We start from the raw sequence: 23,352 nt of genomic DNA, 5'->3' as shown, positions 1-23,352 counted from the left end.
GTTTCGCTCCAACAAGACCATGAATGAAAATCAGTCGCGACAATTATTTTTGCGCATTTTTTGATCAACGCTTAGAATCGCGCGCCACGAATTTTGACCAGGGTAGACCCTGCAGGCTGTGAGTATATGAGTAATAATCCACGTGTAGGGTTTATATCGCTAGGGTGCCCGAAGGCTCTGGTCGACTCCGAGCGCATCCTTACGCAACTGCGCATGGAAGGCTATGACGTCGTGTCCACGTATCAGGACGCCGACGTGGTGGTGGTCAACACCTGCGGCTTCATCGACTCGGCCAAGGCTGAGTCGCTGGAAGTGATCGGCGAAGCCATCAAGGAAAACGGCAAGGTCATCGTCACCGGCTGCATGGGCGTGGAAGAAGGCGCTATCCGCAACGTGCACCCAAGCGTGCTGGCCGTGACCGGCCCGCAGCAGTACGAGCAGGTGGTCAACGCCGTGCACGACGTGGTGCCGCCGCGTCAGGACCACAACCCGCTGATCGACCTGGTGCCGCCGCAAGGCATCAAGCTGACCCCGCGCCACTACGCGTACCTGAAGATTTCCGAAGGCTGCAACCACAGCTGCAGCTTCTGCATCATCCCGTCGATGCGCGGCAAGCTGGTCAGCCGCCCGGTCGGTGATGTGCTGGACGAGGCTCAGCGCCTGGTCAAATCCGGCGTCAAAGAGCTGTTGGTGATTTCCCAGGACACCAGCGCCTACGGCGTCGACGTCAGATACCGCACCGGTTTCTGGAACGGCGCGCCGGTGAAAACCCGCATGACCGAACTCTGCGAAGCCTTGAGCAGCTTGGGCGTGTGGGTGCGCCTGCACTACGTTTACCCGTACCCGCACGTGGACGAGCTGATCCCGTTGATGGCTGCCGGCAAGATCCTGCCGTACCTGGACATCCCGTTCCAGCACGCCAGCCCGAAAATCCTCAAGGCCATGAAACGCCCGGCCTTCGAAGACAAGACCCTGGCGCGCATCAAGAACTGGCGCGAGATCTGCCCGGAGCTGATCATCCGCTCGACCTTCATCGTCGGCTTCCCCGGCGAAACCGAAGAAGACTTCCAGTACCTGCTGGACTGGCTGACCGAAGCGCAGCTGGACCGCGTCGGCTGCTTCCAGTACTCGCCGGTCGAAGGCGCACCCGCTAACCTGCTGGACGCAGCCATCGTGCCGGATGAGGTCAAGCAAGACCGTTGGGAGCGCTTCATGGCGCACCAGCAGGCCATCAGCTCGGCACGTCTGCAACTGCGCATCGGCCGGGAAATCGAAGTGCTGATCGACGAAGTCGACGAGCAAGGCGCCGTAGGCCGTTGCTTCTTCGATGCGCCGGAAATCGACGGTAACGTGTTTATCGACGATGCCAGCGGCCTGAAGCCGGGCGACAAGGTCTGGTGCACCGTGACCGACGCCGACGAATACGACCTGTGGGCCGTCAAGCGCGACTGATCAAAAAAACCTTAAAAGCCCCGCATCTGGACAAGATGCGGGGCTTTTTTAGGTCTATCGTTTGCCCATTGGCGTAGAAACAGGCAAGAGGCAGCGGGCATGCGTCAGCTTTCGGCAATTCATACACCCAAACTCAGCGACTTCGCGCACCTGGCGCAACTGTGGGAAGACTCGGTGCGGGCGACCCACGACTTTTTGCCGGACAGCTACATTGTGTTGCTCAAGGAGCTGGTGCTGACGCGCTACCTCGACTCGGTGATGCTGATCTGTACCAAGGACGCGCGCCAACGCATCACCGGCTTCGCCGGCGTGGCGTCAGGCAAGGTCGAAATGCTGTTTATCGACCCGCAGCACCGTGGCCAGGGCCTCGGCCGGCAACTGCTGCGTTATGCGATCGAGCACATGAACGCCGACACGCTGGACGTCAACGAACAGAACCCGCAGGCCCTGGGCTTTTACTTCAAGCAGGGCTTTGAGGTGATAGGCCGCGCAGAGCATGACGGGCTGGGCCAGCCGTATCCGTTGCTGCACATGCGTTTGCGCCAGCAGCAACTGCGCAGAGGCTGACGCAACACAGAATAAAATGTGGGAGCCGGCTTGCCTGCCAACGCGGTGGCCCCATCAGCACACCTTGGGCTGATACACCACCTTCGCGAGCAAGCCCGCTCCCACATTTTGAACCGTGTATTGACCAATAAAGCCCCTGCGCTGAAATGGAGCCGGGATTAACCCGCGCCAGGCAGGTACAATAGCTCCCCCATTTTGCTACGGCCCTTGTCATGACTGACCCCATACGCCTCTCCAAACGCCTTATCGAACTGGTCGGTTGCTCCCGTCGGGAGGCTGAGCTGTTTATCGAAGGCGGCTGGGTCTCGGTGGACGGCGAAGTGATCGACGAACCGCAGTTCAAGGTCACCAACCAGAAGGTCGAGCTGGACCCAGAGGCCAAAGCCACTGCACCGGAGCCGGTGACCATTCTGCTGCACGCGCCGGCTGGCGTGGACGCGGAAACGGCGATGGCCTCGATCAGCGCCGAAACCCTGTCCGAAGAACACCGCTTCAGCAAACGCCCGCTCAAGGGCCACTTCCTGCGCCTGACCGCCAGTGCCGACCTGCAAGCCAAGGCCAGCGGCCTGCTGGTATTCACCCAGGACTGGAAGATTCTGCGCAAGTTGACCGCCGATGCCGCCAAGATCGAGCAGGAATACGTGGTGGAGGTTGAAGGCGACATGGTCGCCCACGGCCTCAATCGCCTGAACCACGGCCTGACTTACAAAGGCAAAGAGCTGCCCGCCGTGAAAGCCAGCTGGCAGAACGAAAACCGCCTGCGCTTTGCGATGAAAAACCCGCAGCCGGGCGTGATCGCGCTGTTCTGCGAAGCCGTTGGCTTGAAAGTCATCGCCATCCGCCGCATCCGCATTGGCGGCGTGTCCATCGGCAAAGTGCCGGTCGGCCAGTGGCGTTACCTGTCCGGCAAAGAGAAGTTCTAAGCCGCTGCCCCTTTCTCGACGCCGCCTGAGTGGGCGGTGTCCCCAGTTTAATACCAGGATTGCCCACCATGATTCACAACGACGTACTGCGCAGCGTGCGCTACATGCTCGACATCAGCGACAACAAGATGGTCGAGATCATCAAGCTCGGCGGCATGGACGTGACCAAGGAAGACCTGCTGACCTACCTCAAGAAAGATGAGGAAGAAGGTTTTGTGTTCTGCCCGGACGACGTCATGGCGCACTTCCTTGACGGCCTGGTGATTTTCAAGCGCGGCAAGGACGAAAGCCGTCCGCCGCAGCCGATCGAAACCCCGGTGACCAACAACATCATCCTCAAGAAGCTGCGCGTGGCCTTCGAACTGAAGGAAGACGACATGCACGCGATCCTCAAGGCCGCCGAGTTCCCGGTGTCCAAGCCTGAGCTGAGCGCGCTGTTCCGCAAGTTTGGCCACACCAACTACCGCACCTGTGGCGACCAGTTGCTGCGTAACTTCCTCAAGGGCCTGACGCTGCGGGTTCGTGCGTAAACCATGAGCTACAACGTCTCCCCCGTCGGCTTCGTGCGCTCCTGCTTCAAGGAGAAGTTCGCCATCCCACGCCAACCCCAACTGGCGCCTGCCGCCCGCGGCGTGCTGGAACTGGTGGCGCCGTTCGACGGGGGTGAGGCCGTGCAGGGCCTGGAGCAGGTCAGCCATGTCTGGTTGCTGTTTCTGTTCCACCAGGCCCTGGAAGACAAGCCACGCCTCAAAGTACGCCCGCCGCGCCTGGGCGGCAACACGTCCATGGGCGTGTTCGCCACCCGTGCAACGCACCGCCCGAACGGCATTGGCCAGTCGGTGGTGAAGCTGGACAAGGTCGAACCCGGCCGGCTGTGGATTTCCGAGATTGATCTGCTTGATGGCACGCCCGTGTTGGATATCAAGCCGTATGTGCCGTATGCCGACATTATCGAGGGCGCCACCAACAGCATCGCCAGCAGCGCACCGCCGCTGATTCCGGTGCAGTGGCTGAAGACTGCCCTGTTCCAGGCACAAGGCCATGCTGAGCGCCTTGACGAGCCCTTGGTGGCGTTGATCGAGCAGTGTTTGGCGCAGGATCCACGACCGGCATATCAAACGCCGGGGCCGGAGCGCGAATACGGTGCGCAGTTCTGGGATGTGGATGTGCGCTGGCACTATCCCGAGGCGGGCCTCATCTGTGTACTGGAAGTGCTCGCGGCTGGATAAACCGGAAAAAATGTGGGAGGGGGCTTGCCCCCGATAGCGGTGGTACATTCAACATCTCTGTTGACTGACTTGGCGCCATCGGGGGCAAGCCCCCTCCCACATTTAGATCTTCTTTGTTGCCCTGACTGTTTACTTCTCGACGAACGCACGCTCGATCAAGTAATCACCCGGCTCACGCATACGCGGCGAAACCTTCAGGCCGAAGCTGTTCAACACTTCGCTGGTCTCGTCCAACATGCTTGGGCTGCCGCACAGCATGGCGCGGTCGTCTTCGGGGTTGATCGGTGGCAGGCCGATGTCGCTGAACAGCTTGCCGCTGCGCATCAGGTCGGTGAGGCGGCCTTCGTTTTCGAATGGCTCGCGGGTCACGGTCGGGTAGTAGATCAACTTGTCACGCAGGGCCTCGCCGAAGAATTCGTTCTGCGGCAGGTGCTCGGTGATGAATTCGCGGTAGGCGACTTCGTTGACGTAACGCACGCCGTGGCACAGGATCACCTTTTCGAAACGCTCGTAGGTTTCCGGGTCCTGGATCACGCTCATGAACGGCGCGAGGCCAGTACCGGTGCTGAGCAGGTACAGGTGTTTGCCCGGCTTCAAATCGTCAAGCACCAGGGTGCCTGTCGGTTTTTTGCTGATGATGATCTCGTCGCCTTCCTTCAAGTGCTGCAATTGGGAAGTCAGCGGGCCATCGGGCACCTTGATGCTGAAGAACTCCAGATGCTCTTCCCAGTTAGGGCTGGCAATGGAGTAAGCGCGCATGAGCGGGCGGCCATTTGGCTGTTGCAGGCCGATCATCACGAACTGACCGTTCTCGAAGCGCAGGCCCGGATCGCGGGTGCACTTAAAGCTGAACAGAGTGTCGTTCCAGTGATGAACACTGAGGACACGCTCGTGGTTCATGTTGCTCATGTACGGGGGACTCCTGGAAATGGGTCTGCGCCAAGATTGAGGTGCGCAATTGCACAGCATTCTAATGGCGGCGACAATATCTGTTAACTGGATTATTAAGATAAGGGTTATCGGTTATATCGATATGCGATTTACTCTCCGTCAACTGCAAGTCTTCGTCGCCGTCGCCCAGCAGGAAAGCGTCTCACGCGCTGCTGGCCTTCTGGCCTTATCTCAATCCGCCGCCAGCACCTCGATCACCGAGCTGGAGCGTCAGTCCAGCTGCCAATTATTCGACCGCGCGGGCAAACGCCTGAGCCTCAACGCCCTCGGCCATCAGTTGTTGCCGCAGGCGGTGGCACTGCTGGACCAGGCCAAGGAGATCGAAGACCTGCTCAACGGCAAGTCAGGCTTTGGCTCCCTGGCGGTCGGCGCCACCCTGACCATCGGCAATTACCTGGCCACGCTGTTGATCGGCAGCTTCATGCAGCAGCACCCCGAGAGCCAGGTGAAGCTGCATGTGCAGAACACTGCGCATATCGTGCATCAGGTAGCGCACTACGAAATTGACCTGGGTCTAATCGAAGGCGACTGCAGCCACCCGGACATCGAAGTGCAAACCTGGGTGGAAGATGAGCTGGTGGTGTTTTGCGCGCCGCAGCATCACTTGGCCAAACGCGGCGTGGCAACCATGGAAGAGTTGACCCATGAAGCCTGGATCCTGCGCGAACAAGGCTCCGGCACGCGGCTGACCTTTGACCAGGCGATGCGACATCATCGCAGCGCGCTGAATATCCGTCTGGAGCTGGAACACACCGAGGCGATCAAACGTGCGGTGGAGTCGGGGCTGGGGATTGGCTGTATTTCCCGGCTGGCGCTACGCGATGCGTTCCGCCGTGGCAGCCTGGTGCCGGTGGAAACCCCGGACCTGGACCTGGCCCGGCAGTTTTACTTCATCTGGCATAAACAGAAGTACCAGACCTCGGCAATGCGCGAGTTTCTGGAACTGTGCCGCGCCTTCACCGCCGGGGTTCAGCGCAGCGACGAGATCGTGCTGCCGAGCATCGCCTGAGGCCTTAGATCAGAATCACGGCCCACACCAGGGTAATCATGGTCAGCGCCACGAATTGCGCGGCGCTGCCCATGTCCTTGGCGTTTTTCGACAGCGGGTGCAGGTCGAGGGAAATCCGGTCGATGGCCGCTTCCACCGCAGAGTTGAGCAATTCGACGATCAGGGCCAGCAGGCACACCGCGATGAGCAAGGCTCGCTCCACCCGGCTGACGTGCAGGAAAAAGCTCAGCGGAATCAGGATCACGTTGAGCAGCACCAACTGACGGAATGCCGCCTCGCCAGTGAAAGCCGCACGCAGGCCATCCAGGGAATAGCCCCCTGCGTTGAAGATACGTTTGATACCGGTTTGACCCTTGAAAGGCGACATAGATGTAGGCAACTGAACCAAAGAAGTGGGGAAACTAGATCACGCAAAGTCAAAAAAGCGTGAATCGGCAATGTCTTAGTGCTGCGAAATTGACTCAAGTTGTTGCAAGAGCAGCGCCGCCTGAGTGCGCGTGCGCACGCCCAGCTTGCGAAAAATTGCCGTCACATGGGCCTTGATGGTCGCTTCCGACACGCTCAATTCGTAAGCAATCTGCTTGTTCAGCAAGCCTTCGCAGACCATGGTCAACACCCGAAATTGCTGGGGCGTCAGGCTGGCGAGGCCATCACGGGCAGCCTTGGCTTCGTCGGATACGTTGATTTCTTCAAACGCTTGCGGCGGCCAGGACACATCGCCGTCAAGCACGGTACGCACGGCTTTCTGGATCGCTTCCATTGAACTGGACTTGGGAATGAAACCGCTGGCGCCAAACTCCTTGGAGCGCACCACCACGTCAGCTTCTTCCTGGGCCGAAACCATCACCACCGGGATCTGCGGGTATTGCCCGCGTAACAGCACCAGCCCGGAAAAACCGTAGGCGCCGGGCATGTTCAGGTCGAGCAGCACCAGGTCCCAGTCGGATTTTTCGGTGAGTCGTGCTTCCAGCTCGGCAATGCTGGCCACTTCAACCAGTCGCACGTCCGGGCCAAGGCCCAGGGTTACCGCCTGATGCAGCGCACTGCGAAACAGCGGGTGGTCATCGGCTATCAGGATTTCGTATGTGGCCATTGATTAAATGATCCTGTTTTTTATGGCAGCCCTGACGGGTTCAGGGTTCGCCAGTACACAAGGCAACGGCCAGGCAGCCACCGCCACGGGGCAGGCTCAGCGTCAAAAACACCTGCAACGACGCTGAAAATTCACGGTTACGCCCCAATCGGCGCCCAGCATGCCCAGCGTAGCCTGGGGGGTCAAGCACTACGCCCGCGGGCATTTTAGCGAGTTGCAGGTTTACAGTGCCATCATGCAAACGTCGTCTGGTCATACCGCCGGGATGTGGGGCGAGAGGCGCGCATGAACGCTGTCCGCCGGGTCCAGCGGCAACAGGAACTTGGCCGCCAGGTAATGGGTGCTGAATACGTCAAGGTAAGCATCCAGCACTTCACTGGCCGCCTGATCGCTGGCCAGTTCCAGGCACAGCGCCGCGACTTCGGCGGTGCAAAAATGATCATCCCGCTTGGAGCGGCGCAGCTTGTAGCGCGACAGCTGTTCAGGCGCCAGGCTCAACACGGGCAAGTGCTCAAGGTAGGGGCTCTTGCGGAACATCTTGCGCGCTTCACTCCAGGTACCATCCAGCAGGATGAACAACGGGCGCTTGCCCTCCTCCACTTTCACCTCACTGACAACCCGCTCTGGCGCGACGAATTCGCCGGGAAACACGATGTAGGGTTGCCACTGCGGGTCGGCCAGCAGGGTCAGCAACGCGGGATCGACCTCGGTGCGCGACCAGGCGAACGCGGTGGTGTCGTCAATCACATCGGCAATCAGCCAGCCGGTGTTGCTCGGCTTCATCGGCTCCACATCGTGCATCAGCAGGCACATCGCCGAACGCGCCTCTACCTGCGGCCGCCAGGCACACAGGCAATATTCGGGAATCACCCGGCAGCCGGGGCAACGTTCGGCGCGCGAACCTCGGTTGAGGAACGGGCGCACGGCCCGCGCCAGCCGTTGGGTACGCAAGCGGGAAACGGCATGGCTCATCGGGTGCAACCCGTAGAAGGCAAAATCGACACTGGGGGAACTCGAGACAGGCTTAAGTGGCGGCAGTTTACCAGAGCCGCCGGCACTTCTGAGCGATACGCCTGGCTGTAGTGGCAGGCGCTCACCTATAATTGCGCGCCACTGAACGCACAGCGCAGTGGCTGGTCTATGCACCAGTAACCGAATCAGGAGATTTTCATGCTGCGTTCCATGCTGCGCCTTGTTGCCCCATCCGTCGCCCTCGCGCTGGTATTGCCCATGGGCGCCCACGCGGCCTCGCTGCTGGAGGCCCAAATGAACAGGAAGCTGCAAAGCGTCGCGGCCGAAAGCAACAAGGACCTGCCCCGGGAAATCGATGAAAAAACCCTGGAAGTGGCCTACACCGTTGAAGGCATGCAGCTGATCGATCACCTCAGCGTGCAGCCTGACCGTGCCGAACAGATGCGCGCCAACCCCAAGGCCGTGTATTTCCAGCTGGGTCAAAGCGTTTGCCTGAACAAGGGTTACCGCGAGTTGATGGCCAAGGGCGCCGTGATGCGCTATGACATCTCCGAGAACAAGACCAACCGCCCGGTGGCGTCGGTCAAGTTTGTCGAAGCCGATTGCCCGGCACCTGCCGCAGCGAAGAAGAAAAAGTAACGATTGCTCGACCATCGCGCGCTGCTGTCCTGTGGCGCGCACTTCCCTCGCTGCCTATGCTTACCGACGACTAAACTGCTTGATGTGCGGCCAATAACCGGTTGCCAGCCAAGGTTTTTTCGGCTCATGATCAAGTCATCCCGACCGCCTGCCCCGCGTATTTTCCACGCCGTTCTGTAACATTTTCAGGGCAAAAGAGGGTTGCCCTCCTGCGACTTGCAGTGCAAAGGTTTCCAAATCACAAGGAACATACAGAGCCCGCTTCGCCGCTCGGTGCATACCGTGCAATGCCCCTGGCGTGCGGCGACACATGCAGTGTCGTGGCCGCGGACGAATACCTCGCCGAGGGCCCAGGTTCTGTGAAGAAGGAGAAGTTGAATGCCTTACGAATCGAATGACCGTCTGCTCCGTCATTTTGAAGAACACGGGACCGACCTCACTCAGCAGGTCGACGCGCAACTCCAGCTGGTCGCGCCCAGCAGCCCGAACATTCCCCTTTATCGCGACATGATCCTCACCGTTCTGCGCATGGCCCAGGACGATCGCAACCGTTGGAACGCCAAAATCACCTTGCAGGCGATCCGCGAACTGGACAATGCCTTCCGCGTGCTCGAACAGTTCAAGGACCGCCGCAAGGTGACCGTGTTCGGCTCGGCACGAACACCGGTTGAAAGCCCGTTGTACGCCCTGGCCCGGGAAGTCGGCGCCCAGCTAGCGCAATCGGACCTGATGGTGATCACCGGCGGTGGCGGCGGCATCATGGCGGCAGCCCACGAAGGTGCCGGCCTGGAACACAGCCTGGGGTTCAACATTACCCTGCCGTTTGAGCAGCACGCCAACCCGACCATCGACGGCACTGAGAACCTGCTGTCCTTCCACTTCTTCTTTACCCGCAAGCTGTTTTTCGTCAAGGAAGCCGATGCGCTGGTGTTGTGCCCGGGCGGGTTCGGCACCCTGGATGAAGCGCTTGAAGTGCTCACCCTGATCCAGACCGGCAAAAGCCCACTAGTGCCAGTAGTACTGCTGGATGCTCCGGGCGGCGGCTTTTGGCAAGGCGCTCTGGACTTTATCCGCAGCCAGCTGGAAGCCAATCGCTATATCCTGCCCACCGACCTCAAGCTGGTCCGACTGGTACACAGTGCTGAAGAAGCCGTGGACGAAATCAACCAGTTCTATGCCAACTTTCACTCCACGCGCTGGTTGAAGCGTGAGTTTGTGGTGCGCATGAACCATCCGCTCAGTGAACGGGCGCTGGCTCATTTGCAAAGCGAGTTTGCCAGCCTGCGGCTGAGTGGTGAGTTCCAGCAGCTTGCCTATACCGGCGAGGAACACGATGAGCCGAGGTTCAGCCATTTGACGCGCTTGGTGTTCAACTTCAATGGCCGCGATCAAGGCCGACTGCGAGAGTTGGTGGATTACATCAACCTGCCGGAAAACTGGGCACAGGCTCAGGGGAAAGCGCAGCAGCGAGTAACGCCCGAGCCAGCATGATTTTTTGAAGGCAAAAAAAAAGGCCCACTATTTCCATAGTGGGCCTTTTTAATTTACCGAGTTCGATCAGATGCAGCAGCATTCGATGTGGGAGCTGGCTTGCCTGCGATGGCATCGTCGCGCTCCTACTGGGAAACCGAAGTGTCCACATCGCAGTCAAGCCAGCGCCCGGATTCTAAATTTCAGCAGCTAGAAAACTCAGTCTTCCATGTCTCGGCCGCTTAACAGGCGGCTGATCATGTCCATCGAAAACCCGCGATAACTCAGGAAACGACCTTGCTTAGCACGCTCCCTGGCATCAATCGGAAGATGGCCGGCAAACTTGCGGCGCCAGGTATCTTCCAACTGCGACTGCCAACTGATACCGCACTCACGCAGGGCGAGGTCGATATCAGCGCGTTGCAGACCGCGCTGGCTCAGCTCTTCACGAATTCGCGCCGGGCCATAGCCGGAGCGCGCGCGGTAGGAGACAAAGCTTTCCAGGTAACGCGCTTCCGACAGAAGCCCTTCTTCCGTTAAGCGGTCGAGGGCAGTTTCGATCATCTCGGGCTCTGCACCGCGCTGACGCAGTTTACGCGTCAGCTCGACTCGACCATGCTCGCGTCGAGCGAGCAGGTCCATCGCAGTGCGCCGAACGGCGACGAGTGTATCCAGTACAACAGTCATCGTTTGCTTCAGATGTCAGTGTCAGCTTCTTCGACTTCCTCAACCGGCTCACGATTGGCAGCAGCTTTCACGTCTGGCGCTGCGGTCAGCAGCTTGTCGCGAATCTGCTTCTCGAGCGTGGCGGCGATATCCGGGTTGTCTGCCAGGAACTTGGCCGAGTTGGCCTTGCCTTGACCGATCTTGCTGCCGTTGTAGGCATACCAGGCGCCGGATTTCTCTACGAAACCGTGCAACACGCCCAGGTCGATCATCTCGCCGTTCAGGTAGATACCCTTGCCGTAGAGAATCTGGAACTCAGCCTGACGGAAAGGCGGAGCCACTTTGTTCTTCACGACTTTAACGCGGGTTTCGCTGCCGACAACCTCGTCACCTTCCTTCACCGCGCCGGTACGGCGGATATCCAGACGGACCGAAGCGTAGAACTTCAGCGCGTTACCACCGGTGGTGGTTTCCGGGCTGCCGAACATCACGCCGATCTTCATACGGATCTGGTTGATGAAGATCACCAGGCAGTTGGCGTTCTTGATGTTACCGGTGATTTTACGCAGCGCCTGGGACATCAGGCGGGCTTGCAGGCCCACGTGCATGTCGCCCATTTCGCCTTCAATTTCAGCTTTCGGTACCAGGGCTGCCACGGAGTCGACCACGATCACGTCGATGGCGTTGGAGCGCACCAGCATGTCGGTGATTTCCAGGGCTTGCTCACCGGTGTCCGGCTGGGAAACGAGCAGGTCGTCTACGTTGACGCCCAGTTTGCCGGCGTATTCAGGATCGAGTGCGTGCTCGGCGTCGACGAACGCGCAGGTGGCGCCCATTTTTTGCGCCTGAGCAATCACCGACAGAGTCAGAGTAGTTTTACCGGAAGATTCAGGACCGTAGATTTCGACGATACGGCCTTTTGGCAGGCCGCCAATGCCGAGCGCGATGTCCAGACCCAGAGAGCCAGTGGAAATAGCCGGGATCGCCTGACGGTCGTGATCGCCCATACGCATTACGGCACCCTTGCCGAATTGACGTTCGATCTGACCCAGGGCCGCAGCCAAGGCTTTCTTCTTGTTGTCGTCCATTAAAGTCCTCACGTAATCAATAAGGCCTGACGGCCAACACCTGTATAAGTAGACAGTATTGTTCCACAAAGATCGAAGATCGCCTACCCCTGTTTTTCTATTTCTAGTGCAGCTCGTCGCAACAAGCCCTCAAGCGCGGCTTTTACCGTTTGTCGGCGGACCTCGTCGCGGTTGCCGGGGAAGTGCGCAAGCTCGGCCGTCACCTCTTCGCCAACCCCAAACGCCAACCAGACGGTGCCGACCGGTTTGTCCGGCGAACCACCATCCGGCCCTGCCACACCACTGACCGCCACGGCAAAGCGCGACAGGCTTTTTTCCTGTGCACCACGGACCATCGCCTCCACCACTTCCTGGCTGACAGCGCCGACTTTGCCGAACAGTTTCTCCGGTACGCCCAACTGCCGGGTCTTCTGCCGGTTGGAATAGGTGACATATCCCGCCTCAAACCAAGCCGAACTACCCGGAATCCGCGTAATCGCTTCGGCAATACCGCCGCCGGTGCACGACTCGGCGGTAGTGACGTGGGCATTGAGCACCTGCAAACGGCGACCCAGTTCAGCGGCCAGTTGAGTGATTTCCTTCACGGTCGACTCCAGAAGTAGGCGGGGGATTTGCCTACCCTACAGGAGCAAATCGCACGCGCAAGCAACAGACTGGATCAAGATGCTAACGCCCGACGGCGCGCACGTACGCTTGGCAGGCACGTAAGGCGATCAGGGCGTTATCGCCGTCGTCGGTGATGGCGATAATTCGTTGAGCATGCGCCGGGTCAAGTCGGGCTCGCGGGGCTGCATGAACCACGCCGCCGGAGGTGGTGGCGGCTGGCATTGGGCAGCCGAGGGTACGGTCGGTGGCGTCGAGAAGGACTGACAACCGCACATCAGCAGTGGCCAGGCGGTCGCGCAGAGCAGCTTGATTACGTTGGGCATCGATCAATTCCTGGGCACGTTGTCGGTCGCTGGCACTGAGTTGCTGCTCCAGCGCCAGCCGTTTTTTCTGCTCTGCCTGCTGTCGAAGCGAGGCCGCCTGAGCGTTTAGATCCGCCTGCTGCTCAAGTTGCGAACCATATCGCCACGCCTGCACCTGCCAAACCGCAACCACCAGCAAGCACACGCCGATCAGCCGTAACCCGCCTAAGAAGCGCACAACACCGCCTTCGCCCGGGCCAACAATTGCAGACGGTGCTCCAGCCCGTTCAACCCACCGTTGATGCGTCGGGTGATGGTGGTGAACTGGTCCTTGTCGGCCAGCTCATTCAAACCGTTGCTTTGCCAGAACCACGCCGCCGATTCACACGCCCACTGCGGCTGCTCCAGCAACTCGGGCTGGCGCAGCAGGCGATCGTCGCCAAACAGCGCCTGGCTGCACGCCAGGTAATTGCGCCGGCCCGTAATCTGGATCAGCCCCCTGCCCCGATACTTCTGGCCATCGCCGTCCGCTTCGGGAGTGTTGCCCAGGCGTGCGGCCAAGATGCCGGTGTCGTATTTGCTGAGGTATTGGTCGCTGCCCAGTTCGCGAACGTAGCGCAGCTCACCGGATTCGTGACCGATTTGAGCCAGGAACGCAGCGATGCGCTTGGTTTGGCCGATCCCGAACCTGGACATTGCAGTGTTCAATGCGGACAAAAAAAGGCCCGCAACAGGGCGGGCTCCGGGCAGGATTTGAACCAGTTGAGAAAGCGTTATAGCCATGGGTCCTCACTCGGCCGCGGATAAACCGTTGGCCATGATCGTGCATCGATAACTCTCGCTGCGCTTGCCACTGGAGGTCACGGTCTTGATCGACCAACGGCCGCGCATAAAGTCGGGCCACGACTCGTCCAGCAGCAACAGGCCTTCAGCGCCGAACAAGGGGTTTCCGGGGCAGATCACATTGACCTGCATCCCTTCGCGTCCCACTCGGCGCATCTCGCCCTCGGCAGCGGTTCTGGCTTCGGCCTCGTTCTGGTAACGCTGCGTCACCACCTTGAACGGCGCGATGCCCACCTGCACCACCCGTTGTTTACCGGCTGCCGCGTCCCACCAGGACGTTTGTGCGCCCAGGTAAGTAGCGCGGCTGGTTTGGGTAAAGCTGGCGGTGATAAACGCGCGATCACCCGGACGATTGTCGCGGGTGATCGACAACGGCACGACCGGCAAGACCTTGCCCGACAGCGATTTTGTCTGCCCTTTGCGGCCCAGCACATACAGCTCGTCGACAGGCTTGGCCACGGCATCGAAGCGATTGGCCAGACGCGTGAGAAACGCCATGTCACTTTCATTGGTCTGGTCGATGTGCGGGATATGCTCGCCTTCCAGATCAGGCGCCACGCGCGGTGAAAACCCGTAGCGCGTGGTCAATTGGCGAAACAGCGCACCCAGGCTGATCGGCCCGTGACTGGCGGTACGCCGCTTCTTGAATTCGGGCTCATCAAAGGGCGCCGCCGTCGCCACCAGCACCAGACGCAGCGGGAACAGTGACGGTGTGCGCTGGGTGATCTTGAAGCGGCCCTTGTCCACCAGGCCCGACTCCCGATACCCGATGCGCAGGCCGATACGCCCGCCCAGACTGGGCAGCCCTTCAAGGCCCTCGATGTCGAGTGTCAGCTTGAGCTGGTCGGACGTAAACCCGGCCATGTCGGTATGCTCCCACTCCAATAGCCGCTCATTGAGGAGCGCGGCATTGGCACCGTAAATCTCCACCACGGGTGTAAATCCAAGTGTCATGGTTGCTCCTTAATCCCAGGCCGTAACCGGCTGCCTGGCCACGGGCTGGGTATCCAGCTCAGGCACAATCACATTGACGCCTGCCGGCAATACCGCGCCCTGTTCGGCCAACTGCGGGTTCAAGCGCCAGAGCACCTCTTCGGCGGCATCATCACAGCGACCGAGCTCGCGATAGAGCAACAGGTTGACCGAGTCACCGGCAATACTTCGAACCTTACGCATTGACGAACTCCTCCAGTACCAACACCCAATTGACCACCATGGCCGTGCCGTCATCGATCACACAGGACTGTTTTTCGTCCACCGATTTGATGGTCCACAGCCCCCAGTTCAGGCCTACGCCATCGACCAGCGGCAACGGCACACGCTGGGCTTGCAGCGCACGCAATTCGTCCATCCGCGCCATGCCCAGCGCGCGTGCAGCCTTGCCGCCGAATGACAGCGTTTCGAGCGCCTGGCCAACTTGGGTGGATTTGGGCTTGCCGGAAACGATATCCAGGCTGCCCCAACCCCCACTGCTCAAACGGTCCAGGGTGTCGTAGGCGAACCCACGGGACAGCCCGAAAATAAACGGGCCCAACGCCATTTGTTGTCGCATCACACCACTCCTGTATCGGTCAGGGCCGAGTCACGTCGCGTCGCCAGCAGGCTGTCCATCGACAGCGGCGAGAATTGCGCCTCGATCTGTTGCACCACGATCGCGGCCAGTTGTTGTGGGTTGGCCTGCTCGGGTGCGTTGATGGTGATTTGCGGCGCGAAGTTGACTTGGCGGTTGTCGGCTTGAGCGCTACTGAGGTTTTTGCTGGTCTGGCCAGGTGATGGCAGACGGTCATCGGAGCCCATCAGTTTTTCACTCAGCCATGCGCCGATATCACTGCCGGCAAACGTACCCAGCGCGCCGCCGACCACTTTGCCGATGGCACCGCCAGCGACACCGCCCATGACCCCGCCCAGCACTGTGCCAGCCCCCGGCACCACCGAGCCGATCGCCGCCCCGGCGAGCGTGCCGAGCGCGCGGCCAACGGCCATGCCCGCAAATTCACCAGCAACGCCACCGGCAACGCCGCCGCCGACTGACCCTACCGTGGTGCCGACGGCTTTACCCAGGTTCCCCGACATCGCGCCCTGGACAAGGTCAATGCCAGCACCCGCCAGCACCACGCCAAGCGAGCCTCTTCGCGCGACCTTACTGGCTCTCGCAGTTCGTGAAGGCTTGTCTGCGGAGCGATCACCGCGCGGCGTTTCGCGACCTTTGGGTGTGTTCTGGCTGGCTGGCGCGCTCACCTTGCCTGGTGTGGTATCGCCGCCTCCGAGAACCTTGCCGGCGACCTTCTCGAACACCTTGTCCTTCACCGCATCGAACACACCAGAAAACACCGGCCCCAGCGCCGCGCCAGCCAGCGTTACAGCGGCCGTGGTCTTGGGCAGCGCCTCGGCCAACCAGCCCACGCCCGTCACCAGCCCGGTCATTGCGGTCAGCGAGGTGTCCACGATCGGCGCCAGCGCGGCATCCTTGGCGGTATCCAGACGCGTGGTGCTGGCCTCGAAGGCTTGACGACGTGCCTGTGTGGAGTCTGCGCGAACCGCTGCCGAACGCAGGACCGAGCCTTGTTCGCCAAGTGCCGACGTCGCGTACACCGACTTGTCGGCCACCAGCGTAAACGCCTGCTTTACCGTATCGATGGCGGGCACCAGGCTCAGAATCGACTGGTTGCCATCGAACAATTGAGTGGCCAACGCCGCTTGTTTCTCAGCCGGTTGCGCCTTGAGCGCTTCGAGCACCGTGAGCAGGGTCTGGGGCGCATCCTGCTGCATACCGCCAGCGAGCAACGTGGGATCAAGCTTGAGCGCCGCCCACGCGTTGCGCTGGCTTTCAGAAGCGCCGTCGCCTTTGGCCAGGGTGCTGCTGATTTTCTCCAGCCCGACACCGGCTGCACTCTTGCTAATGCCGGCACTGAGCAATGCCGCCGAAAGCGCCGCTGCCTGCTCGGGGCTCATGCCCGCGGCGGTGGCCGTCCCCCCTGCGCGCTGCACAATAGCGCCGATATCCGCCGCTTCTGCCTTGAGCGAAACGTGGGTGCCCAACACATTGGTCGCGTCAGCCAGGTCCCGGGTTTGCTCGCGGTCGATTTTCATCGACTCGCGCCAGCCGCCCATCATGTCGCCGGCATTTTTGACGTCGACCTTGAAGGCCGTCGCCATGATGGCTGCGTCGCGGGCAAACTGGGTCAGGTCGTCCTGACGAGCCGCGCGGTCGATATTGCCCGAGGCATCCTTGCGGTCGCTGCCGATGCCGGACCGGGCGGCCACATACTCGACCTGTGCCAGCTCCACGGCGCTTGCACCGCTCGCCGCTACCATCGGTTCCGACGCCATGGCCAAGTTGGTTTCGCGCAGTTGTTTGCGCTGGCGGCCGACAAACATCAACAACTGATCCAGGTCAGTCATCGCGGCATCCAGTGCCTGCGAGGGTTTGCGCGCCTCAGCGGGGGCTGCAGCTTTTGCTGCTCCCGCGCCTTCGCCAGCTTCGACTTGCCGGGCGTCCATCATCTTGAGCAGTGAGGCGTTGAACAGCTCGAGGGTATTCACCAGCCGATCCTGCCCCGCCGCCAGGAGATTGATCTCAAGGCTGGCAGTCGCCAGGGCCAACCCCAGGCTCGCGGCCTCTACCGGCATCGCGCCCGAGGGCCCGGCGAGTGTTGACGCAATGGGTTTGATACTGGCCTGCGCCACTGCGGTGTCACGTGAGCCCAGCGTCAGCTCGCCTTCCGTGGCGATGGCTGACGGGCTTGCATGGTTATTGCCTGCCATACCGCTCTACTCCTGTTTGACGCCAAGGCGAGTGATCGCGATGTCGTAGCGGCGCAATGCTTTTCCGGCGTCCCAGTCGAGGATCTCCGCCTCATTGACCGAGTAAATCAGTGGCACCACATCGAGGATCACTTCGATGTCGCGCTCCGAAAGAAGTCCGCCGGTTTGTTTAAAAAATCGTCGATGCGCTCCTGCAGTTCCGTCCAGTCGGGAACGGTCAGCCCGGCCAGGTCAGGGATCATCAGGCCGGTGCAGTGAGCGGTGATGAATTCGGCGCGTTCTTTGTTGGTGGCGAGTTTCTTCATGGCCTTGGTGGCACGCAGGGCAGGCATTTCCAGGCTCAGTGCGGTCAGGCTGCGGCCAGCGGCATCGAGGGGCAGCAGCAGGTGCACCTGTTCATGCTGCGACGGTTCATCGCGTTCGCCGAGGAAGAACGACGCTGGGCGCGTCGACATTTCGTGCACGTACTGAGCAATACTCACGTAGTCCGGGCGCTTGAGCTGATCGAGTTCTTTTTCCGACAGGCCGGTGGCGAGTTTCGCCAGTTCAAAAAACTGGTCGTCCTCGTCATCACCGGCCCGGGCCAGCGCAGCTTTTTGCGCGGCGTAGAACAGCGGCTTGAGTTGAATCTGCTGGATCGTCGCGCCAGTGTCGGCGGTGATCGGAGACAGCAGAATGTGCAGCGGTGGCATCCAGGCCATGGGGCAATTCCTTGTTTAAGCGTTGTTGAAAGCAGCGCAAATCTAAAGCTTAGCGCGGTCGATGTGGGAGCTGGCTTGCCTGCGATGGCATCAGCTCGGTACACCAGGCACACCCAGTCGCCTGCATCGCGGGCAAGCCCTGCTCCCACATTGACTGTGCTCACTTCAGGTCACGGTAGCCCTTAAGGCATCAGCACAGCGCGGCGCGCATCGCCGAGAATGTCGACACCGTTGAGCATGAACTTCTGGGTACGCACGTCGATGTCGATCACCGGAATGCCGTTTTCCAGACGGTTGTAGGTACGGCACGACAACTCCAGGGTGGTAGTGGCCTTGTCGCCCATCTTCAGCTTCGCCTCCTCCAGGGATTTAAGTTTGCCGCCGACGGTGTGGTAGGTGAAATAGGTCTTGCCATCCTGGTCCTGACCGGCTTCACGCACGTTCAGCAGAATGTCGTCGCCCTGACGCACGCCCAGGGCCAGCATGATTTCCGGCCCGGCACCTTGCAGAACCAACTTGGCATTGAGCACCTTGCCGCTCTTGGCCATTTCTTCGGCGATGAAGCGCCCGCCGGACATGGATTCCATGTCGAATTCGATCTTCGGCGGGGTGAACTCTTCTACCGTCGCGGACAACGGCAGGCCTTGAAGGGTGGCCGCAATGGCCTGTCTTACACGGTTGGTAAACATTAGAGAACGTCCTCCAGGAACTGCTCGATGATTTCATCGCGGGCATTGAGTTGGTAAATCATGTGTTCATTCGGCGCATAGCGGCCGTAGTCGATGACGATGAACCAGGTACCGTTCTTGTACTTCTCGACACTGTTGAGCTCCGGGTGCAGGTACACGCTGCCGCCGGGGATGGTTTCGTCGGCGACCAGGGTTTGCAGCCAGTCGTTGATGCGCTTGACCTCCTGGTCCATGAAGGACTTGGTGAGGTTCTTGGCCATGGCTTTCTGGCCGGCCTTGACCAGCTTGCGGCTGATCGCATCTTCCAGGCCGACGTAGCTGATGAACTTGCCGGTGATGGAGCGGTTACCCAGCAGCGAAAAACCGCCAAGGATGGTGCGCGCGTAGTAGCTCACGCCGTAACGGTTGAGCAGGTCGCCTTCGGTGGAGGTGTCGAGGATGTTGTACTCGACCACGCGGGAAACGTCCTCAGCGAACGTCACCTGGTTGCCTGGGCTTTCCCACTGCTTGACCTTGGCCAGTGCAGCGATGGCCAGCGACGATGGCGACAGGAACACGTTCTTTTTCGCCGCCTTGGAGTACACCGACGGCATGTTGTGCACCAGCAGGCAACGGTCGAAACCGAGGTCGGCCCCGCCCAGCTCGCCGCTGTAGGTCACTTGGTCAGCAACCGAAGCATCCTTGCCATCCAGTACCACACGGGCCTTGATGCGTTTGCCGAAGGCGGCGAACTCACCGGCCACGGCTTTGGTGCCGGTGAAGCCAGGGGCGCCGATGATGGTCAGGTCTTCAGGGACGCTGCTCAGGGCAGCCAGGCCCAGTTTGCGGCCAGTGGTCGGCTCGTTGCCGCCGATCACATTGTTGAGGGTGTCGGCCGGGGTTGCGCCCTCCTCCACGATCACCACGTAGACCGGCACCTTCACCACTTTGAGGATCTGGTAGACGGCCTGGAACAGCGTGCCCGACTCGGCGCCGGTCGGATCCAGCAGCGCCTGGGTGGTGAAGCTGTTGATGCGAAACGGCGCGTTTTTCGGGATCGACGCGTGGGCGTTCGGCGCAGTGCCGACCAGGCCGATAACGTTATCGCCAAGGCCACCCATGGCCTCGGGGGATTCGGTGGCATTCACGGTGATGCCGTTGTGCTCGAAGTTAAGAACCTCAGCCATGGTTAGTCAGCCTTCTTGGGGGTGGAGTTGAGGACGCTGGTCAGTTCCAGGCGGCCGGCGGTGCGCAGGGCGGATGCTTCGACGTCGAGCAGTTCCAGTTCTTCGCCGGCGGTGGACCAGTGGCCACCTCCGATGGGGAATGGGATGAGGACGGTGTATTTCTGGCGATTAGACGTAGCCATTTTTTTGAATCTCCAGGCATAAAAAAAACCGCAACGCGGCTCTCGGGGGATGTTTCAGATATCGGGTTAAGCATTACGCGCCAAGGCGCGAGGTTATTTCTTTGGAAGTTCGGAGGGATCGACGCCCTGAAAAGCCTTCACTTCAGGCTCGGATGGCGGTGTGTAAATGAAAGGGCTCGCGGGCTGTTCCGGCCAGATCACTGCCTGTGGAAAATCAGGCTGGCCCTCCATCTGTGCAAGATGCACGCGGTACAGGCGCCAAGCCGCCACCTCAGCTTGCCTGGCGGGCAATTCGTCAGCCTCATCTCCCGCCAAACCAGCGGCGATGGTGTCCTGCAATACCTCAACAGCCGTCAGCAATTCGTTGATTTTCTGGGTAGCGGATGCAGCCTTATCCGTACGCATGCACATCACCAGCGCGAGGATCATTTCACGCGTAGGCTCTTGAACCTCTCCAAACTCGCCAGCCTTCGCACGCTCGAAAAGCTCAACACCGTGAGGCTCAGCGTCATTAGGAGATGCCGCGAAGGGCTGTTCCCCAATGGTCTCTTTGGTTTGTTCAAAAACCACGTTCAGCACTATTGCGCTATGCGCCTGGTCGGTCCAACGTGGATTGTTTGCACTTAGAACTGTAAACATTTGATCACCTTATATTTTAATTAAGAAACACGTTGCCACAACGAAGCGTTGTAGCCAGTCAAAGCGCCATGCAAGCGCCACTGCCCTACGTTGAGCAGGCCTGAATTATTGCCTGCACCGTCACTTACAGTGAGCGATGTATAGAGCAACTGACTGCCCGCCAATATCGTGCCTTGGTTAGAGGCAGGCTGCGCAACCAGCGGACGCGCAAATGCATATTGTCCGACTGCACTTAGGCCAAGGGCAGCCACTTTTGCACCATGATTTGCGTCACTGATCAAATCGCCAAAATCTGTTACGTCTACCGTTAAACGCAGACTCCCTGCCGAGTTATAGCCCAGTTTGATTTTGTTATTAACCTGCCCCACGCCACCGCCCTGTTGTATCGGCGTGTAGCCCAAACGCGGCTGAATGTAATAAACGACACCGTCTGTCGAACGGCGCATGTACATGAATTCAGGGTTATCGGACGCCATCCCCACCGTGGTGATGGAATCGCGAATTGGCCTGGACCAAACATACTCTTCGCACTTGGCAATTGTTTCGTCTTTTGTATACGCGTTGGTAATGCCATAGGCGGCAAGCGTTGAGCCCCAATTTGCCTTGGTGTCAGGCGAAAAGTTGCCGGAATACCAAAAATTCCCAAGATCCGTTGTATCCACCGTCGCCTTCAAGCCGACAGGGGACCAGCCGATGTTAACCCTTGATCCCGTCTGTCCCACCCCGGTGCCTTGCGCGACGGGCGTGTAATCCAGTTTTCTTTGGATAAAGTACAACGCGTTATCCGATTCTCGGCGCATGTACATAAGCGCTGGATCATTACTGGCCATGCCGATATTGGTAATACTATCGCGCATAACGCGTTGTGCAACCAGGTAACCCGTCTCATCTTTGGTATAAGCGTTGGTAATACCATAGGCCGCCAGCGTCGACCCCCAATTTGCCTTGGCGTCGGGAGAGAAGTTTCCGGAATACCAAAAATTCCCCAGGTCTGTTGTATCAACCGTTACTTTCAAACCAACGCTGGACCAACCAATATTTACTCTTGAGTTATTTTGGCCTACGCCTGTCCCTTGCGAGACGGGTGTGTAATCCAATTTCTTCTGTATGAAATACACCAGGTTATCTGTTTCACGGCGCATATACATAAGTGATGGGTCATTATTGGCCATGCCTATGTTGGTAACACCGTCGCGCAAAACACGTTGCCTGACCAGATAATTGGTTTCGTCCTTGGTAAATGCGTTAGTCACTCCATAAGCGGCAAGCGTCGACCCCCAATTAGCCTTGGTATCGGGAGAGAAATCAGAAGACGTCCAGATTTTTCCGAGATCGGAATTATCGATGGTCAACTTCAGATTATTACCTGACCACCCTAGTCTTACCGTGTTTTGGAGCTGGCCAATACCCGTGCCTTGCTGAACAGGGAGGTAGGTCAATTTTGACTGAAAGCGCACGTCGCTCTCGGTTTTTGTGAAAGCATCCACAATACCGAAACCCGCGAGACTGGTTGGGTTGGTGCCACCGATCACAAAACCTCGACGGTCAACCGAGACACTCCGATACGTGCCAGGAATGACCCCACTCGGGCCATAAATCTGCTCGAATTCGAGCGCTGTAGTGCCCAGAATAATCGGTGCATTCGTGGTCAGTTGCCACAGCGTGTCAGCGTACTTCGTGCCCTCCTCAACACTGACTATCAAGTTAGGTGTTACTTCACCACTGACATCTGCATCAGTTCGGCGAAACCAAGTGCCATTGGCAACAGTGTAAATACCATTATTGGCCGCAATCGCCTGGAACGTTACCAGTACGCTGTCGCCCGCAACAACGGCAACGCCGTCGAGCATTTGAGCACCGCTCAACACAATCGGCCCAGTTGCAGCGGCTCGCACGGACTTTTTAGCGTCCAGTTTCGCCAACTCGCCTGCCACGTACTCGGCCACCCAGGCACGCGTGGCCTTGACGATCGAGTCATCGATCGACAGCACCACGTTCGAGGCGTTGCTCGTTTGAAAAATAGCGCGCAGATAAAACTCTTTGCCTGCGCCCTGATCGGCCATTACCGGTTTGAACGACTCGGGATACTTAATCACCGCATAGAGGATACCGGTGTCAGTCCATATGGCGGCTTCGCGCACATACCAGCCACCCACCTCATTAGGGATCGTCACCTCGGCCAGTAACCAGCTTTGGTTTTTTTGATCCTGCATCAATGCATTGATGCTGCCTCGCCATACCTCACGGCGCAAAGCGACCGCAGTCGCGTCGGGGTTATAAACAGAACCGCCGCCATCGCCGACTGACATATGCGTCAACTTGATGGGCGTCCCGCTTGCCTTGCAAGCGGTCTCGTAAGCGATCCCGGCATTTGTTAACAGTGTGTAGTAATCAGCCATT

28 protein-coding genes are annotated in these 23,352 nt (G+C 59.4%); 8 read left to right on the top strand and 20 right to left on the bottom strand.

From position 1 onward, the window contains the following. Positions 1–126: 126 nt before the first annotated feature. From rimO to tsaA, 5 genes are all read left to right on the top strand, one after another. Positions 127–1,452 carry a 30S ribosomal protein S12 methylthiotransferase RimO gene (rimO, locus tag FPT15_RS13285; RefSeq protein WP_145161648.1) on the top strand — a complete coding sequence of 442 codons (1,326 nt, stop codon included), beginning with the start codon at positions 127–129 and terminating at the stop codon, positions 1,450–1,452. A 99-nt stretch (positions 1,453–1,551) separates the two neighbouring features. After that, positions 1,552–2,019 (top strand): GNAT family N-acetyltransferase, encoded by a 468-nt coding sequence (locus FPT15_RS13280; protein ID WP_106577228.1) that lies wholly within the window; start codon positions 1,552–1,554, stop codon positions 2,017–2,019. Positions 2,020–2,231: 212 nt separating this feature from the next. Next, a complete protein-coding gene (locus FPT15_RS13275) occupies positions 2,232–2,942 on the top strand; it encodes an rRNA pseudouridine synthase (RefSeq protein ID WP_145161645.1) in 711 nt (236 codons plus the stop codon). A gap of 68 nt (positions 2,943–3,010) precedes the next feature. After that, positions 3,011–3,472: a DUF1456 family protein gene (locus FPT15_RS13270; RefSeq protein WP_003189058.1), complete on the top strand. Its 462-nt coding sequence runs from the start codon at positions 3,011–3,013 to the stop codon at positions 3,470–3,472. Between the two features lie 3 nt (positions 3,473–3,475). Further along, positions 3,476–4,171 (top strand): tRNA (N6-threonylcarbamoyladenosine(37)-N6)-methyltransferase TrmO, encoded by a 696-nt coding sequence (gene tsaA, locus FPT15_RS13265; RefSeq protein WP_145161642.1) that lies wholly within the window; start codon positions 3,476–3,478, stop codon positions 4,169–4,171. A gap of 129 nt (positions 4,172–4,300) precedes the next feature. On the opposite strand, the gene fpr is transcribed toward tsaA, so the two are convergent. Continuing rightward, entirely contained in the window at positions 4,301–5,080 is a 780-nt protein-coding gene (gene fpr, locus FPT15_RS13260) for a ferredoxin-NADP reductase (RefSeq protein ID WP_003189055.1), read from the bottom strand. A 124-nt stretch (positions 5,081–5,204) separates the two neighbouring features. Between fpr and FPT15_RS13255 the strand changes: the two genes are divergently transcribed. Further along, positions 5,205–6,131: a LysR family transcriptional regulator gene (locus tag FPT15_RS13255; protein ID WP_169368331.1), complete on the top strand. Its 927-nt coding sequence runs from the start codon at positions 5,205–5,207 to the stop codon at positions 6,129–6,131. A gap of 4 nt (positions 6,132–6,135) precedes the next feature. Here FPT15_RS13255 and FPT15_RS13250 read toward each other — a convergent pair whose 3' ends face one another. From FPT15_RS13250 to FPT15_RS13240, 3 genes are all read right to left on the bottom strand, one after another. Then, entirely contained in the window at positions 6,136–6,498 is a 363-nt protein-coding gene (locus FPT15_RS13250) for a diacylglycerol kinase (RefSeq protein ID WP_094949927.1), read from the bottom strand. A 75-nt stretch (positions 6,499–6,573) separates the two neighbouring features. Continuing rightward, a complete protein-coding gene (gene erdR / locus FPT15_RS13245) occupies positions 6,574–7,224 on the bottom strand; it encodes a response regulator transcription factor ErdR (RefSeq protein WP_106577231.1) in 651 nt (216 codons plus the stop codon). A 252-nt stretch (positions 7,225–7,476) separates the two neighbouring features. Then, positions 7,477–8,196 carry a tRNA-uridine aminocarboxypropyltransferase gene (locus tag FPT15_RS13240; RefSeq protein ID WP_145161639.1) on the bottom strand — a complete coding sequence of 240 codons (720 nt, stop codon included), beginning with the start codon at positions 8,194–8,196 and terminating at the stop codon, positions 7,477–7,479. Positions 8,197–8,394: 198 nt separating this feature from the next. On the opposite strand from FPT15_RS13240, the gene FPT15_RS13235 reads away from it, so the two are divergent. Further along, on the top strand, positions 8,395–8,835 hold the full coding sequence (locus FPT15_RS13235) for a PA3611 family quorum-sensing-regulated virulence factor (RefSeq protein ID WP_106577233.1): 441 nt from the start codon (positions 8,395–8,397) through the stop codon (positions 8,833–8,835). A gap of 378 nt (positions 8,836–9,213) precedes the next feature. After that, positions 9,214–10,326 carry a TIGR00730 family Rossman fold protein gene (locus FPT15_RS13230; protein WP_145161636.1) on the top strand — a complete coding sequence of 371 codons (1,113 nt, stop codon included), beginning with the start codon at positions 9,214–9,216 and terminating at the stop codon, positions 10,324–10,326. Between the two features lie 198 nt (positions 10,327–10,524). Here the strand turns inward: FPT15_RS13230 and recX are convergent, their stop codons facing one another. The 16 genes from recX to FPT15_RS13155 all read right to left on the bottom strand — a co-directional run bounded on the left by recX (position 10,525) and on the right by FPT15_RS13155 (position 23,351). Next, complete coding sequence (recX, locus tag FPT15_RS13225) at positions 10,525–10,992, bottom strand: recombination regulator RecX (RefSeq protein WP_017137076.1); 468 nt, start codon at positions 10,990–10,992, stop codon at positions 10,525–10,527. An 8-nt stretch (positions 10,993–11,000) separates the two neighbouring features. Continuing rightward, on the bottom strand, positions 11,001–12,059 hold the full coding sequence (gene recA / locus FPT15_RS13220) for a recombinase RecA (protein WP_003189042.1): 1,059 nt from the start codon (positions 12,057–12,059) through the stop codon (positions 11,001–11,003). 83 nt (positions 12,060–12,142) lie between these two features. After that, positions 12,143–12,643, bottom strand: coding sequence for a CinA family protein (locus FPT15_RS13215; protein ID WP_106577235.1), 501 nt, complete (start codon positions 12,641–12,643; stop codon positions 12,143–12,145). An 82-nt stretch (positions 12,644–12,725) separates the two neighbouring features. Continuing rightward, positions 12,726–13,205 (bottom strand): lysis system i-spanin subunit Rz, encoded by a 480-nt coding sequence (locus tag FPT15_RS13210; protein ID WP_145161633.1) that lies wholly within the window; start codon positions 13,203–13,205, stop codon positions 12,726–12,728. Next, the gene (locus FPT15_RS13205) at positions 13,193–13,750 is read right to left on the bottom strand and encodes a glycoside hydrolase family 19 protein (protein WP_145161630.1); all 558 of its coding nucleotides are present in this window, start codon (positions 13,748–13,750) and stop codon (positions 13,193–13,195) included. Before FPT15_RS13205 ends, FPT15_RS13210 begins: the two co-directional genes overlap by 13 nt. Before the next feature lie 6 nt (positions 13,751–13,756). Beyond that, positions 13,757–14,764 carry a contractile injection system protein, VgrG/Pvc8 family gene (locus FPT15_RS13200; RefSeq protein WP_106577238.1) on the bottom strand — a complete coding sequence of 336 codons (1,008 nt, stop codon included), beginning with the start codon at positions 14,762–14,764 and terminating at the stop codon, positions 13,757–13,759. Positions 14,765–14,773: 9 nt separating this feature from the next. Further along, positions 14,774–14,986, bottom strand: a complete 213-nt coding sequence (locus FPT15_RS13195) for a tail protein X (RefSeq protein WP_106577239.1) — start codon at positions 14,984–14,986, stop codon at positions 14,774–14,776. After that, positions 14,979–15,362 carry a phage tail protein gene (locus tag FPT15_RS13190; RefSeq protein WP_145161628.1) on the bottom strand — a complete coding sequence of 128 codons (384 nt, stop codon included), beginning with the start codon at positions 15,360–15,362 and terminating at the stop codon, positions 14,979–14,981. The genes FPT15_RS13195 and FPT15_RS13190 overlap by 8 nt, the downstream gene beginning before the upstream one ends. Further along, on the bottom strand, positions 15,362–17,575 hold the full coding sequence (locus FPT15_RS13185) for a phage tail tape measure protein (RefSeq protein ID WP_145161625.1): 2,214 nt from the start codon (positions 17,573–17,575) through the stop codon (positions 15,362–15,364). Before FPT15_RS13185 ends, FPT15_RS13190 begins: the two co-directional genes overlap by 1 nt. 6 nt (positions 17,576–17,581) lie before the next feature. Further along, positions 17,582–17,707: a hypothetical protein gene (locus tag FPT15_RS30020; protein WP_017844653.1), complete on the bottom strand. Its 126-nt coding sequence runs from the start codon at positions 17,705–17,707 to the stop codon at positions 17,582–17,584. Continuing rightward, positions 17,704–18,276 carry a phage tail assembly protein gene (locus FPT15_RS13180; RefSeq protein WP_145161622.1) on the bottom strand — a complete coding sequence of 191 codons (573 nt, stop codon included), beginning with the start codon at positions 18,274–18,276 and terminating at the stop codon, positions 17,704–17,706. The genes FPT15_RS30020 and FPT15_RS13180 overlap by 4 nt, the downstream gene beginning before the upstream one ends. Positions 18,277–18,458: 182 nt before the next feature. Then, positions 18,459–18,965: a phage major tail tube protein gene (locus tag FPT15_RS13175; RefSeq protein ID WP_106577243.1), complete on the bottom strand. Its 507-nt coding sequence runs from the start codon at positions 18,963–18,965 to the stop codon at positions 18,459–18,461. Further along, complete coding sequence (locus FPT15_RS13170) at positions 18,965–20,131, bottom strand: phage tail protein (protein WP_110624383.1); 1,167 nt, start codon at positions 20,129–20,131, stop codon at positions 18,965–18,967. The genes FPT15_RS13175 and FPT15_RS13170 overlap by 1 nt, the downstream gene beginning before the upstream one ends. 2 nt (positions 20,132–20,133) lie before the next feature. Beyond that, positions 20,134–20,313: a hypothetical protein gene (locus FPT15_RS13165; RefSeq protein WP_145161618.1), complete on the bottom strand. Its 180-nt coding sequence runs from the start codon at positions 20,311–20,313 to the stop codon at positions 20,134–20,136. A gap of 93 nt (positions 20,314–20,406) precedes the next feature. Continuing rightward, the gene (locus FPT15_RS13160) at positions 20,407–20,952 is read right to left on the bottom strand and encodes a phage tail assembly chaperone (RefSeq protein WP_145161616.1); all 546 of its coding nucleotides are present in this window, start codon (positions 20,950–20,952) and stop codon (positions 20,407–20,409) included. Positions 20,953–20,972: 20 nt separating this feature from the next. Continuing rightward, positions 20,973–23,351, bottom strand: a complete 2,379-nt coding sequence (locus tag FPT15_RS13155; protein WP_145161613.1) for a phage tail protein — start codon at positions 23,349–23,351, stop codon at positions 20,973–20,975. Position 23,352: the final 1 nt, after the last annotated feature.

The sequence above is a fragment of the Pseudomonas sp. RGB genome (assembly GCF_007713445.1).
Taxonomy (GTDB): Bacteria; Pseudomonadota; Gammaproteobacteria; order Pseudomonadales; family Pseudomonadaceae; genus Aquipseudomonas.
The sequence above is the reverse complement of the archived record's forward strand: the minus strand, read 5'-3'. Positions and strand labels throughout refer to the sequence as shown.

Excerpts from the sequence above, each read along its gene's own strand:
- rimO (WP_145161648.1), top strand. The coding sequence starts at position 127 with ATGAGTAATAATCCACGTGTAGGGTTTATATCGCTAGGGTGCCCGAAG.
- FPT15_RS13280 (WP_106577228.1), top strand. The coding sequence starts at position 1,552 with ATGCGTCAGCTTTCGGCAATTCATACACCCAAACTCAGCGACTTCGCG.
- FPT15_RS13275 (WP_145161645.1), top strand. The coding sequence starts at position 2,232 with ATGACTGACCCCATACGCCTCTCCAAACGCCTTATCGAACTGGTCGGT.
- FPT15_RS13270 (WP_003189058.1), top strand. The coding sequence starts at position 3,011 with ATGATTCACAACGACGTACTGCGCAGCGTGCGCTACATGCTCGACATC.
- tsaA (WP_145161642.1), top strand. The coding sequence starts at position 3,476 with ATGAGCTACAACGTCTCCCCCGTCGGCTTCGTGCGCTCCTGCTTCAAG.
- fpr (WP_003189055.1), bottom strand. The coding sequence starts at position 5,080 with ATGAGCAACATGAACCACGAGCGTGTCCTCAGTGTTCATCACTGGAAC.
- FPT15_RS13255 (WP_169368331.1), top strand. The coding sequence starts at position 5,205 with ATGCGATTTACTCTCCGTCAACTGCAAGTCTTCGTCGCCGTCGCCCAG.
- FPT15_RS13250 (WP_094949927.1), bottom strand. The coding sequence starts at position 6,498 with ATGTCGCCTTTCAAGGGTCAAACCGGTATCAAACGTATCTTCAACGCA.
- erdR (WP_106577231.1), bottom strand. The coding sequence starts at position 7,224 with ATGGCCACATACGAAATCCTGATAGCCGATGACCACCCGCTGTTTCGC.
- FPT15_RS13240 (WP_145161639.1), bottom strand. The coding sequence starts at position 8,196 with ATGAGCCATGCCGTTTCCCGCTTGCGTACCCAACGGCTGGCGCGGGCC.
- FPT15_RS13235 (WP_106577233.1), top strand. The coding sequence starts at position 8,395 with ATGCTGCGTTCCATGCTGCGCCTTGTTGCCCCATCCGTCGCCCTCGCG.
- FPT15_RS13230 (WP_145161636.1), top strand. The coding sequence starts at position 9,214 with ATGCCTTACGAATCGAATGACCGTCTGCTCCGTCATTTTGAAGAACAC.
- recX (WP_017137076.1), bottom strand. The coding sequence starts at position 10,992 with ATGACTGTTGTACTGGATACACTCGTCGCCGTTCGGCGCACTGCGATG.
- recA (WP_003189042.1), bottom strand. The coding sequence starts at position 12,059 with ATGGACGACAACAAGAAGAAAGCCTTGGCTGCGGCCCTGGGTCAGATC.
- FPT15_RS13205 (WP_145161630.1), bottom strand. The coding sequence starts at position 13,750 with ATGGCTATAACGCTTTCTCAACTGGTTCAAATCCTGCCCGGAGCCCGC.
- FPT15_RS13200 (WP_106577238.1), bottom strand. The coding sequence starts at position 14,764 with ATGACACTTGGATTTACACCCGTGGTGGAGATTTACGGTGCCAATGCC.
- FPT15_RS13195 (WP_106577239.1), bottom strand. The coding sequence starts at position 14,986 with ATGCGTAAGGTTCGAAGTATTGCCGGTGACTCGGTCAACCTGTTGCTC.
- FPT15_RS13190 (WP_145161628.1), bottom strand. The coding sequence starts at position 15,362 with ATGCGACAACAAATGGCGTTGGGCCCGTTTATTTTCGGGCTGTCCCGT.
- FPT15_RS13185 (WP_145161625.1), bottom strand. The coding sequence starts at position 17,575 with ATGGCAGGCAATAACCATGCAAGCCCGTCAGCCATCGCCACGGAAGGC.
- FPT15_RS13180 (WP_145161622.1), bottom strand. The coding sequence starts at position 18,276 with ATGGCCTGGATGCCACCGCTGCACATTCTGCTGTCTCCGATCACCGCC.
- FPT15_RS13175 (WP_106577243.1), bottom strand. The coding sequence starts at position 18,965 with ATGTTTACCAACCGTGTAAGACAGGCCATTGCGGCCACCCTTCAAGGC.
- FPT15_RS13170 (WP_110624383.1), bottom strand. The coding sequence starts at position 20,131 with ATGGCTGAGGTTCTTAACTTCGAGCACAACGGCATCACCGTGAATGCC.
- FPT15_RS13165 (WP_145161618.1), bottom strand. The coding sequence starts at position 20,313 with ATGGCTACGTCTAATCGCCAGAAATACACCGTCCTCATCCCATTCCCC.
- FPT15_RS13160 (WP_145161616.1), bottom strand. The coding sequence starts at position 20,952 with ATGTTTACAGTTCTAAGTGCAAACAATCCACGTTGGACCGACCAGGCG.
- FPT15_RS13155 (WP_145161613.1), bottom strand. The coding sequence starts at position 23,351 with ATGGCTGATTACTACACACTGTTAACAAATGCCGGGATCGCTTACGAG.